This window comes from Synechococcus sp. MIT2312 (genome assembly GCF_059772315.1).
Map to the genome: position 1 here is coordinate 2,578,290 of NZ_CM186281.1, position 14,557 is coordinate 2,592,846.

Annotated in this window: 17 protein-coding genes; 8 read left to right on the forward strand and 9 right to left on the reverse strand. The window is 59.3% G+C overall.

The window, feature by feature from the left end; genetic code table 11:
- The first annotated feature begins 44 nt into the window (after positions 1 to 44).
- Positions 45 to 632: an inorganic diphosphatase gene (locus AC6EI9_RS14175; RefSeq protein WP_498468342.1), complete on the forward strand. Its 588-nt coding sequence runs from the start codon at positions 45 to 47 to the stop codon at positions 630 to 632.
- Between the two features lie 24 nt (positions 633 to 656).
- A complete protein-coding gene (locus tag AC6EI9_RS14180) occupies positions 657 to 1,148 on the forward strand; it encodes a DUF6790 family protein (RefSeq protein ID WP_498468343.1) in 492 nt (163 codons plus the stop codon).
- 9 nt (positions 1,149 to 1,157) lie between these two features.
- On the opposite strand, the gene AC6EI9_RS14185 is transcribed toward AC6EI9_RS14180, so the two are convergent.
- Positions 1,158 to 2,135, reverse strand: a complete 978-nt coding sequence (locus tag AC6EI9_RS14185) for a hypothetical protein (RefSeq protein ID WP_498468344.1) — start codon at positions 2,133 to 2,135, stop codon at positions 1,158 to 1,160.
- A gap of 262 nt (positions 2,136 to 2,397) precedes the next feature.
- Between AC6EI9_RS14185 and AC6EI9_RS14190 the strand changes: the two genes are divergently transcribed.
- Positions 2,398 to 2,829, forward strand: a complete 432-nt coding sequence (locus tag AC6EI9_RS14190) for a L,D-transpeptidase (RefSeq protein WP_498470096.1) — start codon at positions 2,398 to 2,400, stop codon at positions 2,827 to 2,829.
- On the opposite strand, the gene AC6EI9_RS14195 is transcribed toward AC6EI9_RS14190, so the two are convergent.
- Positions 2,819 to 3,451 carry a MarC family protein gene (locus AC6EI9_RS14195; RefSeq protein WP_498468345.1) on the reverse strand — a complete coding sequence of 211 codons (633 nt, stop codon included), beginning with the start codon at positions 3,449 to 3,451 and terminating at the stop codon, positions 2,819 to 2,821. The genes AC6EI9_RS14190 and AC6EI9_RS14195 overlap by 11 nt on opposite strands.
- Positions 3,452 to 3,453: 2 nt before the next feature.
- Positions 3,454 to 4,407: a hydroxymethylbilane synthase gene (gene hemC / locus AC6EI9_RS14200; protein ID WP_498468346.1), complete on the reverse strand. Its 954-nt coding sequence runs from the start codon at positions 4,405 to 4,407 to the stop codon at positions 3,454 to 3,456.
- A gap of 164 nt (positions 4,408 to 4,571) precedes the next feature.
- Between hemC and AC6EI9_RS14205 the strand changes: the two genes are divergently transcribed.
- The gene (locus AC6EI9_RS14205) at positions 4,572 to 5,024 is read left to right on the forward strand and encodes a DUF6561 domain-containing protein (RefSeq protein ID WP_498468347.1); all 453 of its coding nucleotides are present in this window, start codon (positions 4,572 to 4,574) and stop codon (positions 5,022 to 5,024) included.
- Positions 5,025 to 5,123: 99 nt separating this feature from the next.
- Here AC6EI9_RS14205 and rpoD read toward each other — a convergent pair whose 3' ends face one another.
- Entirely contained in the window at positions 5,124 to 6,533 is a 1,410-nt protein-coding gene (gene rpoD, locus AC6EI9_RS14210) for an RNA polymerase sigma factor RpoD (protein ID WP_498468348.1), read from the reverse strand.
- Between the two features lie 307 nt (positions 6,534 to 6,840).
- Here rpoD and priA point away from each other — a divergent pair, with 307 nt between their 5' ends.
- Positions 6,841 to 9,132: a replication restart helicase PriA gene (gene priA / locus AC6EI9_RS14215; RefSeq protein ID WP_498468349.1), complete on the forward strand. Its 2,292-nt coding sequence runs from the start codon at positions 6,841 to 6,843 to the stop codon at positions 9,130 to 9,132.
- Position 9,133: 1 nt separating this feature from the next.
- Here the strand turns inward: priA and AC6EI9_RS14220 are convergent, their stop codons facing one another.
- The 3 genes from AC6EI9_RS14220 to AC6EI9_RS14230 are packed head-to-tail and all read right to left on the reverse strand — an operon-like array spanning position 9,134 to position 11,663.
- Entirely contained in the window at positions 9,134 to 10,225 is a 1,092-nt protein-coding gene (locus AC6EI9_RS14220; RefSeq protein WP_498468351.1) for a DUF3153 domain-containing protein, read from the reverse strand.
- Between the two features lie 3 nt (positions 10,226 to 10,228).
- The gene (gene argB / locus AC6EI9_RS14225) at positions 10,229 to 11,086 is read right to left on the reverse strand and encodes an acetylglutamate kinase (protein ID WP_498470097.1); all 858 of its coding nucleotides are present in this window, start codon (positions 11,084 to 11,086) and stop codon (positions 10,229 to 10,231) included.
- Entirely contained in the window at positions 11,079 to 11,663 is a 585-nt protein-coding gene (locus AC6EI9_RS14230; protein ID WP_498468353.1) for a DUF2854 domain-containing protein, read from the reverse strand. The genes argB and AC6EI9_RS14230 overlap by 8 nt, the downstream gene beginning before the upstream one ends.
- Before the next feature lie 107 nt (positions 11,664 to 11,770).
- Here AC6EI9_RS14230 and AC6EI9_RS14235 point away from each other — a divergent pair, with 107 nt between their 5' ends.
- Positions 11,771 to 11,950, forward strand: coding sequence for a DUF8666 family protein (locus AC6EI9_RS14235; protein WP_498470098.1), 180 nt, complete (start codon positions 11,771 to 11,773; stop codon positions 11,948 to 11,950).
- Between the two features lie 17 nt (positions 11,951 to 11,967).
- On the opposite strand, the gene AC6EI9_RS14240 is transcribed toward AC6EI9_RS14235, so the two are convergent.
- A complete protein-coding gene (locus AC6EI9_RS14240) occupies positions 11,968 to 12,420 on the reverse strand; it encodes a single-stranded DNA-binding protein (protein ID WP_498468354.1) in 453 nt (150 codons plus the stop codon).
- Between the two features lie 14 nt (positions 12,421 to 12,434).
- Here AC6EI9_RS14240 and AC6EI9_RS14245 point away from each other — a divergent pair, with 14 nt between their 5' ends.
- Together AC6EI9_RS14245 and cutA are read left to right on the forward strand one after the other, a co-directional pair.
- Positions 12,435 to 13,274, forward strand: coding sequence for a precorrin-6A/cobalt-precorrin-6A reductase (locus tag AC6EI9_RS14245; protein ID WP_498468356.1), 840 nt, complete (start codon positions 12,435 to 12,437; stop codon positions 13,272 to 13,274).
- Complete coding sequence (cutA, locus tag AC6EI9_RS14250) at positions 13,234 to 13,560, forward strand: divalent-cation tolerance protein CutA (protein WP_498468358.1); 327 nt, start codon at positions 13,234 to 13,236, stop codon at positions 13,558 to 13,560. Before AC6EI9_RS14245 ends, cutA begins: the two co-directional genes overlap by 41 nt.
- Here the strand turns inward: cutA and AC6EI9_RS14255 are convergent.
- On the reverse strand, positions 13,541 to 14,554 hold the full coding sequence (locus AC6EI9_RS14255) for an adenosine kinase (RefSeq protein ID WP_498468359.1): 1,014 nt from the start codon (positions 14,552 to 14,554) through the stop codon (positions 13,541 to 13,543). The genes cutA and AC6EI9_RS14255 overlap by 20 nt on opposite strands.
- Positions 14,555 to 14,557 lie beyond the last annotated feature (3 nt).

The window sequence follows — 14,557 nt, forward strand, 5'->3', positions numbered from 1 at the left end:
GTTGAGACGTGCTCGTAATATCACCGCTCCGAACGCCGTCCTCCATGGCCAATCTCGACCAGGCTCCGAGCCGCAGCATGCCGAACCTGCTGCATGTGCTGCCGGCCTTTGCTGACGAAACCGAGTTGCGTCTGAACACGATCGTGGAGCTCAACTCGAACACCATCAACAAGTACGAGCTGATCACCGAGACCGGTCACCTGAAGTTGGATCGGGTTGGTTATTCCTCTCTGGCCTATCCCTTTGCTTACGGCTGCATTCCCCGGACCTGGGATGAAGACGGCGATCCACTTGATATTGAGATCGTCAATGTCACTGAGCCTCTGGTTCCAGGTTCGATCGTTGAAGCTCGAATCATCGGCATCATGACCTTTGATGATGGTGGCGAGGTTGATGACAAGGTCATCGCTGTGCTGGCCGATGACAAGCGCATGGATCACATCAAGAGCTTTGAGGACCTTGGTGATCACTGGAAAAAGGAAACCACTTATTACTGGGAGCACTACAAGGATCTGAAGAAGCCAGGAACCTGCACCGTGAACGGATTCTTCGGGACGGACAAAGCCATTGAGATCATCAAGACCTGTGAGGCTCGTTATCTGGCTGAGATCGATCCCAAGCTTGTGGATTAATCCACTTGTTGCTGAGAGTTCAACATGATGATGCTGCCCACCCACCCCCGGATTGCCAAGGTGCTGATGCAAGTCACCTGGGTTGTGGGTGGCATCGGCCTTTTCTTTGGATTTAACGCTCTGTCTTCAGGCCAGATGACTTCTGCCGTTCAGTGGGTAGCGCTCTGGTCAGTCGGCGGTGTGGGGCTGTTGTCATTCGTCCGCCATGCCGTGTTTCATCGCAGCGATGCGGTGCGGATGGGCTGGGATCTCGGCAAGCGCAATGATTTCCAGATCGAGGTGGGATTCGCCAACCTCGCCTGGGGTGTGGTCGCTTTGGTTGCCTCGTCTCTGGACTGGGGCACCGTGACCCTTGGTTCGCTCATCCTGGTGTTCGGCATTTACATGCTGCAGGCAGCGGTGTTGCATTGTTGTGACCGTGAGCGCAATCCCCAGCGTCTGAGGGCAGGAAGCCAGCTCATCAACCTCGCCTACGCTGTTTTTCTGCTCTGGTTTGCCTTTTCTGTGCTGTCCTGAAGCGCGCGTTCAGGGTTTCAGCAGAATAGGTCCGAGTGTTGGAGGGATCGCGTACAGCTGTCTCAGCGCGATGACCTGCTGTTCGGCAACACCCCAGAAATCAAGCTCCTGAATCAGGTTGATGTTGCAGGCCAGTCCCTTCTCATACCCAGCCATCGCAGCATCAGGTACGAACTGACCAGTCTCCGGTGCGATCAGTCCGGTGGACGTGCTGAAGGATTTGCCGAGATGGAAATCGAGCATCACCTCAAGCAGTGATTCAAATCCGAAGCCATCGCTGAATAAACCGGCCTGAAACGCTGCCACATTCATTTCTCCCTGAGTGTCGGTGTTGAAGCCGCCCAGGATGTGGCAGCAATCATGGTTGACCAACAGTTCTGATGTGCTCTTGTGTTCGCCGGGAAGGGCCCACTGACGGTCGCGATACCAGTGGAAGAAGCTGTGACCAAGGCTTCCTTCCGGGAACGATTTCAAGGACTGATAACGCTGCGCAACAACGGGGTCGCCAATGGCCTGATGAATGGCGCTGATCACTCCACGAACGAATTTGGACGGTGTATCCAGCATCAGAAACTCGCCCATGCTCCGCCGCCCATAATTCAGCAGCAACCGCCTGAGGTGGTTGTCCCTGACCTGATGGAGATCGTTCAGAGTCTCCGGGCTGACACGCAGGCAAGCGGCGAAGTCATCCACCACTGCCACCATGCGCGGATCGACCGACATGTCCACATATGGAATCAGCACCAGGATCTGAATCAGCTGGTCACGCTTGCTTCCAGAGCTGATTTGGTCGGGATAGGCCGCTGGAGCAACGATCTCCAGATCTTGCAGGTCGATTTCAGAATGCAGAACGTGGGTCTGAATCGCTCGGATCATCTCCAGGGTGATTGGCGGCAGCGACAACACTCCGCCGGCTGTTCCCACGTTCTTGATGGCCTGGAGCACGAGTCGTGCTTCCGGCTCGGTCCACTGAAGTTGCTCTGGCATCGCACGACTCAGCGGATGTCTCACTCCATCACAAAGGCCAGGAACGATCCCCGCTGTGGTTCGAGCTCGTTTCTTCAGAAAGTCCTCCATTGGTGTGCGGTTTTTCCTCCGACCGATGGATACGTTGAGACCAGTGAGTCTTGGCTGTCTGGTGATGGGTCTCAAGTGCGTTGGCTGTTCTCCTCTGATGGCTCTTGGAGCCGTTTCCTTGGCTCTGGCTGCATCGGGTCCAGCAGTTGCTTCTCCTCAGCTGTCGCCGCCGATGTTTGCTTCAGCGACTGTGCATTCAGTGAATGCTGAGACCAGCATTCATCTCGATCTCAAGCAGCGACGCATCAGTGTGATCCGTGCTGGTCAGTCCATCGGGCGCTGGCCTGTGGCGATTGGTGACCCCAAGACTCCAACGCCCACGGGTGTGTTCCGGGTCGAGACCAAGCTTGTCAATCCTCAGTACGAAAGCACGAAATCCGGCCGGGTTCATCCGGTGACAGGGCCTGCGAGCCCACTCGGCCATCGCTGGATCGGCTTCCTCCAGCAGGGACCCAACCAATTCGGAATTCATGGAACTCCCTGGCCTCATTGGGTGAAAATCCGCGCGGCGGTGTCGAATGGCTGCGTACGCATGCTCAATGCCCACGTTCAGAAGCTCTACGAACTGGTGGACGTGGGCACGCCAGTCATGATCACCCGGTGAGCCCGATTCCCCGAAGCACCGGGAAGCCTGCACTTAATCCTGAGAACAGCATCTGCACCGCAATCGCAGTGAGGATCAACCCCATGATTTTCGTGAGCACCTGTAAAGCAGACGCACTGATCCTGGATGAGAGCAGCTCACCAGCATTGAAAATCAGATAAACGAGCAGGCTCATGGCGAGCACTACGAGGCTGAGGCTGAGTTTTCCTCCCAAGCTGGCGGCGTTTGGATCCGCGATCACCACCGTGAGGGTGCCTGGACCTGCCAACAGGGGAATGCCCAGGGGCACGATTCCCTTCACTGATGAGTTCTGGTCGCGTGCCACGGATTCCGGATCATGGTGAACCTTCGAAGGTTCGGAGCGCAGCATCGAGAGGCCAATCAGCACCACGATCAATCCGCCTGCCACCTGAAAGGCGGGTCGCCCGATGCCAAAGAAGCTGAGAAGATCGTTGCCTACCCAGGTGGCAAGGAGCAGAGCGATCACCATCGTGAATGCGCTGCTTCGAGCGATCGCACGGTCCTGACGCTTATTGCCATTCGTGAATGACAAATAGATCGGCAGATTGCCGATTGGATTGGAAATGGTGAAAATTCCGACCGCTGTGTGCAGCAGGGACATAGTCAGGCTTCGGGGCGAACCGACGCGAAGATTTCCTTCAGGATCTCCCCCGCACCTTGAGATTTCAAGTCTGCTGCGAGTTTCAGGCCCACATCTTCAGGATTGCCAAGGGGGCCTCGGCGTTCATCACGGATCATTCGCTTGCCATCCAAGCTGGCCACCATGCCGGTGAGAACCAGTTCATGGCCATCAATGCGGCTGTTCACTCCAATAGGTACCTGGCAGCCGCCTTCAAGTTCCCGGAGGAAGGCTCGCTCCGCCAGGCATCGTCCGGCGGTGGGGCCATGCTCAAGCACTTGAATGATGTTGAGAACATCTTTGTTGTCTGTGACACATTCGATGCCAAGGGCTCCCTGTCCCACGGCATGCAGTGAGATGTGGCCAGGAATGATCTGGTGGATCCGATCTCCGAATCCGAGTCGAGTCAGGCCTGCCGCCGCGAGGATCAGGCAGTCGTAGCCACCGGCATCCAGTTTCTCGAGTCGGGTAATGACGTTGCCGCGAACGTCCTTGAACTGGAGATGGGGGAAGTGATAACGCAGCTGTGCCAGTCTGCGCAGCGAGCTGGTGCCGACGACGGATCCCTCCGGCAGCGTTTCCAGGGTGTACTCAGCATTCTTGCTGTTCACCACCAGGGCATCGGCGGGGTCTTCCCGCTCGGTGATGCAACCGAGCATCAGGCCGTCGGGCAGGTTGGTGGGTAGATCCTTGAGCGAATGCACGGCGATCTCTGCTCGGCCCACCAGCATCTGGGCCTCCAGTTCCTTGGTGAAGAGGCCCTTGTCGCCGATTTTCGCCAGCGCCACATCCAGAATTTTGTCGCCTTGCGTGGCCATGGCCTCCACGGAGATCGCCAGGCCTGGGTGGGCTCTCTCAAGTTCGGCTTTCACCCAGTTGGTCTGCACCATGGCCAGCTGGCTGCGGCGGGAGGCGATGCGCAGTTGCTCGAGAGCCATGGGCACGTTGAAACAGCCATTCAGCCTACGGAGTCGAAGGCCCAGTTCCGTTCAAGATTTCACAGATTGCAGGCCCGTGATCGCTCCTTGGCCCTCCAGCTCAGCGGCATCACTCACTTTTCAAGACAAGCAGCTTTACGATCTGAGCGTTCTCGAGGGTCGCAATGCCTGGTCCTGTGGTCAACGGGGTGAAGCTGAGCCAGTCATCCGCCGGCTCCTCACTGGCTCAGGCCGATGAATCGGTGCCTTTTTTGCCTTTGTTGAGCGAGGGATCGATCCGACTGGTCCTGCTGACGAGCGGGGTGATGCTGGTGGCACGTCTCAGGCAGACCACTGACTCCGATGGTGATCGGGCTTACCAGTTGATCAGGCCCCTGCGGCTGGAGAAGCAGGATGACTCAGGACCGTGGTCCCTGCATTCCTATCTGTCTGGATTAACGCCTCAGCGCAATGTTGTGATGCTCAAGGCTGCAGTCGCAGCACTGTTAGAACCTGAAGCACGCATTCTTCAGGCCTACACCCGTTCCACCAACCAGGAATGCCCACCATCGGAAACACCCGTTGAGCGATTGAAGAAGGCCTTTCAGGAATTCACCGACAGCATCGAGTCGCACTGATTCGAGTGGCACTGAAAGGTTGAAGTCCCAAGCAGGCATCAATAAAAAAGGAGGCCAAAAGCCTCCTTTTTTATTGATCTGAGAGTTGCTGTGGTGCAATCACTTGATGTATTCCTTCAGCACCCCGTTGCGGTTGGGATGACGCAGCTTGCGCAATGCCTTGGCTTCGATCTGGCGGATGCGCTCACGGGTGACATCGAAGATCTGACCAATCTCCTCCAGGGTCTTCATGCGTCCATCATCAAGGCCATAGCGAAGCCGGAGCACGTCGCGTTCCCTCGGGCTGAGGGTGGCCAGCACGCCTTCAAGATCCTCTCGCAAGAGGTTTTTGGCCACGTCCTGCTCGGGATTCTCGATGTCGGCTTCGATGAAGTCGCCAAGGCGAGAATCCTCTTCTTTGCCAATGGGAGTCTCAAGGGAGATCGGAAGCTGGGCGCTCTTGGCGATGAAGCGCAGCTTTTCAATGGTCATTTCCATTGATTCGGCAATCTCTTCTTCCGTCGGTTTGCGGCCAAACTCCTGGCTGAGCACTTTGGTGGTTTTCTTGATGCGGGAAATGGTCTCGTAGAGGTGAACCGGAAGGCGAATCGTTCGACTCTGATCAGCGATGGCCCGTGTGATCGCCTGGCGAATCCACCAAGTGGCGTAAGTGGAAAATTTGTAGCCCTTCTCGTGGTCGAATTTCTCCGCAGCACGAATCAGGCCGAGACTGCCTTCCTGGATCAGGTCCTGAAAGCTCAGGCCCCGGTTCATGTATTTCTTGGCGATCGACACCACAAGGCGCAGGTTCGACTGAACCATTTTTTCCTTGGCCCTGCGGCCGAGCATCAGTCTGCGGCGGAAACGAATCAACGGCATCTCCACCAATGCCGCCCACTCCTTGTTGTCGGGTTCACGGCCGTTATCGCTTTCGAACTGAGCCGCCAGCTCCTCGAGGTAAAGAAGATCGGCGATTTTTCTGGCCAGTTCGATTTCCTCGTCTGGGCGCAGCAGGCGGATCCTGCCGATCTCCTGGAGGTAAACCCTGATTGAATCTTCTGTGTAGACCCCTTTGGGGCCAACCTTGATACTCGCCAAGACCTTGGCCTTGGCGTCTGCTTTGGCTTTCTCCTCCTTGCTTGCGGAAGGGTTGCCGGAGGTCTTGGCCAGCAACTGATCAGCTGCGGCATCAAGATCAGTGGGCTTGGCAGCGGCCGAGCTCTTGGCACGGGTTGCGGCTGCAGAGGTTTTCGCGCTCTTCGTTGCCTTGGTCGTCTTGGCAGCTGCTGCGCTCTTGGCTGCGCTGCCCTTGGCGGTCGATTTCGATTTCGCTGAGGACTTCGTGGCGGAGGACTTTGCCGCTGAAGTCTTCGATTCCGTCTTGGCCTTCTTGCTCACACCCTTCGGGAGGCCCTTGGAATCCGCCAGCATCACGATGGATGGAGTCGCCTTGGAAGACGCCGCTTTGGAAGAAGCAGTCTTGGGCGCTGCAGCGGTGGGCTGAGCTGACTTGCTCGCAGCAGGACTCATGGGGATTGGGATGGTGAGGGTTTACGGAAATAAATCAGTCAACTAAAACGCAACCAGGCTCGGCCTGGAGGCGCATCACAGCTTTCAGATCTCCCCCGGCAATGGAGGTAGACGGCTAAGAACAGTGATCGAGAATCAATTGGTGGGCTTTGGGCTAGGGCAGGGCTGTCAGGGGCGTTCGCAGACCGGTCGGCCGTCGGGATTGACCCTGGCTCGAGCTTCGTGTCTTCCCACTGGACGGAACTCTGCTCTGTTCCGACAACAGCTGTTGAGCTGTCCAACATCTGTATCTTAAGAAAAACATGTGATGTCGGCAACCCCCGTCAATCAATCCTCCAGTCCTCCTGCCGTGCAGTCGGTCTCGGAAGTTGAAGTCTGGCTGGAGGCTGGCCGCGACGGGCGGACTTTCAGTTATTGCGACAGCCTTGGTCTCGGAGTGGGACTGGGCGATCTTGTGGCGGTCCGTCTGCGAGGTCGTCGACTGCAGGGGTTGGTCACGGGCTGTCGATTGATCTCAGCGGAGGCGAATTCTGCTGACAGCGATGGCCTACGGCTTAATCCCGTTGAAGAGCTGGTGCAGCGCGCTGCAGTCGATCCATCCTGGCGGACCTGGCTGGATGCGATGGCGGTCCTTTGTCACACCAGTTCCTTTCGCATGCTCAAGGCGGCATTGCCTCCGGGATGGCTGGGCCAGCGGAGCGGTTCGGCACCTGCCTTGCGCCAGCTCTGGTGGGTTGAGCGGCTTGATGCTGCCGATCTCTCTGCTCTTCCAAAGGCCAGCAGGCAGAGCGCACTGCTGGCAGAGCTCGAACGCAGAGGCGGTGGCGCCTGGCAGCGTGACCTGCTGGCGGAGGGGTTTCAGTCGGGCACGGTCAAGAGCCTGGAGAGCAAGGGCCTGATCCACAGGCAACGCAAATCGGAGAACGGCCCTCGTGGATCAGACCAAGCATCAGCCTGTGCTGCTGAGCTGGAGTCACCGCGCTTGCTGACGGATGAGCAACAGTCCGTGGTCAATCGGTTTCAATCACTTCCTGAGGGTGGAGGTCTGCTGCTCTGGGGCATCACCGGCTCCGGCAAGACCGAGGTCTACCTGCAGCTGGCAGCCGCGGAGCTGTTGGCTGGCCGTCACGTTCTGCTGCTCACTCCGGAGATCGGCCTGATTCCTCAGCTCGTGGATCGTTGTCGACAGCGTTTCGGAGGGAGGGTTCTGGAATATCACAGCGGTTGCAACCCCCGTGAGCGGGTTCGCACCTGGCGTCGCTGTCTCGAGAGCGGCGATCCCGTGGTAGTGGTGGGCACGCGCTCCGCTGTGTTTCTTCCCCTGCGCCCCCTGGGCCTGCTGGTGCTGGATGAGGAACATGACAACTCCTACAAGCAGGACTCGCCCATGCCCTGCTACCACGCGAGGGTCATGGCTTCAGAGCGGGTGAGGCTGCAGGGCGGCCGTCTGCTGCTTGGCAGCGCAACACCTTCGCTCGAGAGTTGGAATCGTCTCCAGCCTCAGGGACCTTTGGTTCTTGCACGACTGCGCTCTCGCATTTCCAGCCAGCCATTGCCACCGGTCCGGATCATCGACATGCGGCATGAACTGGCCGAGGGCAATAAGCGCCTGATCAGTCGTGCCCTGATGGACCGGTTGGCGCAGCTCCCGGAGAAAGGGGAGCAGGCCGTCGTGCTGGTGCCGAGGCGCGGATACAACACTTTTCTGAGCTGTCGCAGCTGCGGAGAGGTGGTGATGTGTCCCCATTGCGATGTCCCTCTCACGGTTCATGGCAATCGGGGTACGCAGCAGTGGCTCCGCTGTCACTGGTGTGACCATCGGGCGCCCATCACACCCGCATGCGCGTCATGCGGCTCCCTGGCGTTCAAGCCCTTTGGTGCAGGCACTCAGCGGGTGTTGGAGCGTCTTGGCGAGGAACTCAGTGAGCTGCGTCTGCTGCGGTTTGATCGCGACACCACAGGTGGTCGTGATGGTCATCGCAGACTGCTGGACCAGTTCGCGGAGGGTGAGGCCGATGTGCTGGTCGGAACGCAGATGCTGGCCAAGGGCATGGACCTGCCACGCGTGACTCTGGCAGCGGTGCTTGCCGCCGATGGTCTTTTGCATCGACCCGATCTGAGGGCTGGAGAGCAGTGCCTGCAACTTCTGCTTCAACTCGCTGGTCGAGCTGGGCGTGCGGAGAAGCCTGGTGAGGTGCTGGTTCAGACCTACAGCCCTGACCACCCAGTGATCCGACACCTGGTGGATGGTCGTTACGAACGTTTTCTGGAGGAGGAATCGACCCTGCGCCGCGAAGCCGGATTGGTTCCCTTTGCTCGGGCCTGCCTGATTCGCCTTTCGGGACAGTCCGCGAGCGATACGGCGACTGCGGGAACCCTTCTGGCTGAAAGGATCCGTGCAGGGATTGCCGCTGCAGGCTGGCAACTGCTGGGTCCTGCGCCTGCGCCTGTGGCTCGGGTGGCGGGCCGCAGTCGCTGGCAGCTGCTGCTCCACGGTCCCCAGGACAGTGAGATCCCCCTGCCTGCCGGTACCGGTCTTTGGGAAGGGCTCCCCAAAGACGTTTCCCTTGCTGTTGACCCGGATCCTTTGCAGCTGTGAATCAGGACGGCAGCTCGGGATAGCCGAAGCCGAGTCGAACCCGCATCGACTGGAGCAGAAAACTCAGCAGCAGCAGCAGACCGATCAGCACACTGCCAAGCCCGAGCGGGCTCCACTGCCAGCGGCGGATCTGCAGTTGATTGACGCTGCCGCTGTCGAGGGTCCAGAGCAGAACATCCCCCTTCAACCGACCGGTCATGGGACTGCTGTTGACCTGCCGGAGATCGTGGACAGGGTTGACGCTGACCTGCAGATCACCTGCGGGGAACTCGGCAAGGGGTGAGAGGTCGAGGCGCAGATTCAGTTGTTGCTGCACTCCGATCAACCAGTTCCTCTCCACGATCGACAGATCGGGCGTTGGAAGGGTCACGCCCGCGCTGCGTCCAGCCAGCTCCACACTGCTGCGCATCAGCCTGGCGGCCTGGTCGGACCCCAGGGTGGGGCTGGTCAGGTTGAGAGAGCCCGTTCGGTCTTTCTGCACCGTCCAGTTCAGGCCTTCGGCACGCAGCGCCTTGGCGAAGTTCTGCTGCCAGGGAAGACTGTGGCCACTGAGGCTGTTGATCCGCCAGCTCATCGCCAGGCGATCGGGACCCGCCAGATCAATCTCTGCTGTGACCCGAACGCATCCGCTGAGCAACAAGGTCAGTCCGAGCAGAACTGTCAGCACCAGCACGGCAAAACCTGCTGACGGTGCCTGGGTTGGACCGGTAGGAGGAGGAGGTGGTGGAGTGGGCTTTCGTCGTCTGCTGCTGCTGGGGCTCCCTTTCCCCATGCGGGGGGCCATGTCCAGCGTCGGTAACTGCATCGACCAGCGTGCTGGACGCTCAAGGCTTGGAGCCTCGAGCACACTCAGCAACTGACGAGCCCGGTTGCGCAGATCAGGATCCTTGCAGCGTGTGAGCAGACGACAGGTGGCGATCGCTTTGCGTTCTTCGCCCTGTCCCATCCAGGCCGTCACCATCACCATCCGTATGGCAGCTCCTTCTTGTTCAGTGATCGGGTTGGCAGCGGCCAGGGGTTCCAGAAGGCGTAGGCAGAGGCCGTAATCACCCCGTTCAAGTGCCCGTTCGGCTGCTGCAAGCCCTGTGCTCATCCTTCAGCTGCGTCCCACCACCATGGTGCCGATGCCGGCATCGGTGAACACTTCCAGGAGCAGGGCATGGGCGACGCGTCCATCCACGATGTGGGCAGCGGAAACTCCCTGGGCGAGAGCTCTGATGCAACATTCGGTCTTGGGTGTCATCCCCCCGGCCACGACACCCTCGTGAATCAGCTGCCTGGCTTCTGAAAGCTTCAGCTGACGGATCAGAGATCCTGGATCTTCTCGGTCGTGCAGGATGCCTGGTGTGTCGGTCAGCAAAATCAGCTTTTCGGCTTCCAGGGAGGCGGCAACTTCGCCAGCAACCGTGTCGGCGTTGATGTTGTGGGCCACGCCATCGGGATTGGCGGCCACGCTGGAGATCACGGGCACATAACCGCGTTCCAGCAGGGCTTCGAGCACGTCGGGGTTGACCTTGGCCACATCGCCGACCATCCCGTGGCTGCCATCTCCCCAGGCGCGGGCTTCCACCAGACTGCCGTCACTGCCGCTCAGACCGACCGCTTTGGCGCCAAGTCGGTTGAGTCCGTTCACGATCTGTTTGTTGACCCGCCCGACCAGGACCATTTCCACCACGTCCATCGTTTCGGGGTCGGTCACACGCAAACCGTCTCTGAATTCCGGCGCAATGGCCAGTCGCTTCAACCAGTGATTGATCTCTGGCCCACCGCCGTGCACAACAACCGGCTGTACTCCGACGCTGCAGAGCAACGCAAGGTCTCTGAAGACAGCTGTCTGCAGTTCAGCATGGGCCATGGCCGCACCGCCGTACTTGACCACGATCCTGCGGCCTGCGAATCGCTGGATGTATGGAAGAGCCTCACTCAGAACAGAGACCCTGAGGGCATCATCCATTCGCCAGTTCTCCGGTTTCACCTTGCTGATCCGATGCCGGAACACCCACTGGCAGAAGAATCAAATCCAGTCGTTCTCCGCTCAGAGGTTTGATGGTTGCCTCGAAGCCTTTGGCAAAAAATCGGCTCAGGCGGTCTCTGCGCTCTTGCCAGATCTCAAGGGGAACGGCTTCACAGGCGAAACGCAACCGCAGTCCGTAATGACCGCTGTGCATGATCTCCTCAATCTCCAGCAGCTGAGGAGGGTTGTCTTCATCCCAGAGCTTCAGCGATTCCAGAGAGCTTTCCAGGTGGGCTTTCTGGCCATAGCGCCAACGCGTGACATCGCCGAGAAGTTTTCCCAGTTCAGGAGTGGCAGCTTGGCGTTCTCCCTTCAGCTGCGCTTTGGGCGTGACGCGCTTGGCCGGCGGTAATTCCGATGACTTCAAGGCCAGTCCGCCCAGCAGGATCGGAATTCCGTAAAAAATTGTCGGAAGGCTCAAGTTGGCGGCGCCGGTCCCGTAGGCCACAGCGCCCACCACGGTGAGCACACCTCCGGCGATGGTGACCAGGCTTCCTGGCGAGAGCAGATCGTTCATGCGGCATTGGAAGTGGCGCCATTCTGACCATGCGGGGTTCAGGATGGATGGGCCTGTTGCCGCAGTTGATGGACAGCACCCAAGCGCAAGATCAGGATCAGAACGCAATGGAGGATGCAACGGCGCTGATTCAGCAGCTTGAGCAGGACAGGGCCTGGTTGCTGGAACAGATTGACCGTGGGCGATGGCAGGAATTCCGCCTGGACCTGGCGGCACTCGAGCGTGAGCTGGGCCAGCTGTTGCAGCGGGCTTCAGAGCATTTCAGCCCCGGCGCAGATCAGCGCTGAAGAGCATTTGCTGTGGTTCAGAACGGGATGTCATCCGTGTCTGGAACCAACGGCGCGGTGTTCCACTGCGCTGCTGGCTCCTGAGCAGCTGTGGGTGCAGCAGCAGCTTCAGTGCGTTTTGCAGGAGCAGAAGCTGCAGGTTGAGCGGGAGCCGCGGAGCCGGCTGCACCTGCCACCGGGTGTAGCCGAGCGAGCGTGAATTCAGCGCGTTTTTCCTTGGTGCCGTCCTGACGGGGCACCGTGTTCATCCGAAGCCTGCCCTCGATCAGCAGGCGCTGGCCCACCTGCACACGGTTTTGCAGATCCTGGGCAAGATTGCCCCATCCCACCACCTTCAGTTGACCTCTGGGGTCATCGGGACGCAACGCATCAAAACCAACCTCCATTTCAGCGATTGGTGTCTGATTGTCTTGGGTGTATCGCAGGGTGGGAGCCTGTAGAACATCCACCTCAAGTACGCAGTGATTCATCCTCGGCCTGGTCGGTGAGCGCCATCCTGATGCACCGCTGGCGGAATCGCCAGAACCATGTGCTGGTCTTTGCCGGAACCGGTGAGGGACCAGGAATCGCGAGGACTCTGCTGCAGTCCGGTCACCGCGTCAGTATCAGCGTTGTCAGTGCAGCTGCGGCAAGGGCCTATGCCGGCATGCATCTCGCTGACCTGCATGTGGGGCCATTCCCATCTCAGGAAGCGCTCGAGCAACACCTGGCAGCGCAGGGCGTGACCTTGGTCCTGGACGCGACCCATCCCTTCGCTCTGCAGATCAGTGCTCAACTCCGGTTGGCCAGCGCCACGTGCAATCTGCCGCTGCTTCGATTCGAGCGGCCTGATCACGTTGTGTCGGATGACTCACTGCTTGCAACAGTCAGTGATCTCTCAAGCTGCGCTCTTTCAGGCCACCATCTGCTGCTTGCCGTCGGCGCGCGGCAGCTGGCCGCCGCAGCAACGGCAGCCAGGACGGCAGGAGCCTTTGTTCATGCCAGGGTCCTGCCCACACCTGAAGCCATCCGCCAGGCCGGTCTTGCGGGCTTGTCCGGTGAACGGCTGGCGGTGTTGAGGCCTGGGACCGGTGATCGCACCGGGGGGCTGGAGGCTGCGTTGTGTCGACGCTGGCAGATCACCGATGTGCTGTGTCGTCAGTCGGGCGGTGCTGCGGATCAACTCTGGAGTGAGCTGGCACACCAACACTCCATCCGCCTCTGGAAGCTGAAACGCCCCAACCCGATGCCCAGCGTGGAGGTGGTTCATAGCGTGAACCAGTTGTGTCAACAGCTGAATGCCCATGACAACGGACCTGAGACTGGTGCTCACCACGGAGGCTGATCAGTCCAAGGCAGAAGCCCTTGCTGACCAATTGATCACGGTGCGGTTGGCGGCCTGTGTCACCTTGATGCCTGTGCAGTCCTGTTACCGCTGGCAGGGGAAGATCGAGCGTTCGCAGGAAGTGCAGCTGATCATCAAGACGAGCCCTCAGCGCCTGGAGCAGCTTCTTGCTTCTCTCGAAGCAAGTCACAGCTACGACACTCCCGAAGTCCTTCACTTGGCAGCGCAGGCGGGAGATGCCTATGGGGCGTGGGCGCTCGATGCCCTCAGTTCAGATGCTTCTTGATCAGCGCCGGAAGAGACACCTGGGAGCGAGCACCAAGCTGGGTGACGATCTGTCCGGCACAAAGGGCTCCCAGCTGCCCGCAGCGCTCCAGTGAATCGCCCTGGGTGAAGGCATGCAGAAATCCGCCGGCGTAGAGATCACCTGCCCCGGTGGTGTCCACCAGTTCCCCGAGTCCGTAGATGCCGATCTCCCAACGCTGATCGCCGCTAAGCACAACCGATCCTTCGGCTCCACGGGTGACTGCCGTCACTGAGCAGCAACCGCGCACCATCTCAATTGCGGTGTCGAAATCTTCAGTCTGATAAAGCGCTTTGATCTCCACTTCATTGGCGAACAGCACATCGACGTGCCCGTTCACCAGCTCGAGAAAACTTTCTCTGTGGCGATCCACGCAGAAGCCATCGGAGAGGGAGAGCGCGACCTTCCCGCCGGCGGCACGGCAAGCCTCCGCCGCGGCGATGAAGGCTCTCTTGGCTGCAGGGCTGTCCCAGAGGTAGCCCTCGAGATAGAGCACTTTGGTCTCCTTGACCATGGAAAGGTCGAGATCCTCCGGTTCAAGCTGAGTTGAGGCTCCGAGGAAGGTGCACATCGTGCGCTCTGCGTCGGGTGTCACATAAATGAGACAGCGTGCAGTGGTCGCGCCTGTGGTTGCGGAGGGTGTCTCAAATCGAGTGCCCACGGCACGGATGTCATGGCTGAAGATCGATCCAAGCTGGTCATCACGCACCCGACCGATGAACCCGGTTCGCCCGCCAAGCTGAGCGATGCCGACCATGGTGTTAGCGACCGATCCCCCGGAGGTTTCCAGTCCAGGACCACTGGATCTGTAAAGAGCTTCTGCCTGCTGTTCATCGATCAGGCACATTCCCCCTTTCTGCAGACCGTGCTCGCTGAGAAATCCGTCCTTGGTCTGGACCAGTACATCCACGATGGCGTTGCCGATTCCCACCACATCCAGGGAAGCGTTGGGCTGGAAACGGGAGGAATCGGCCATGAA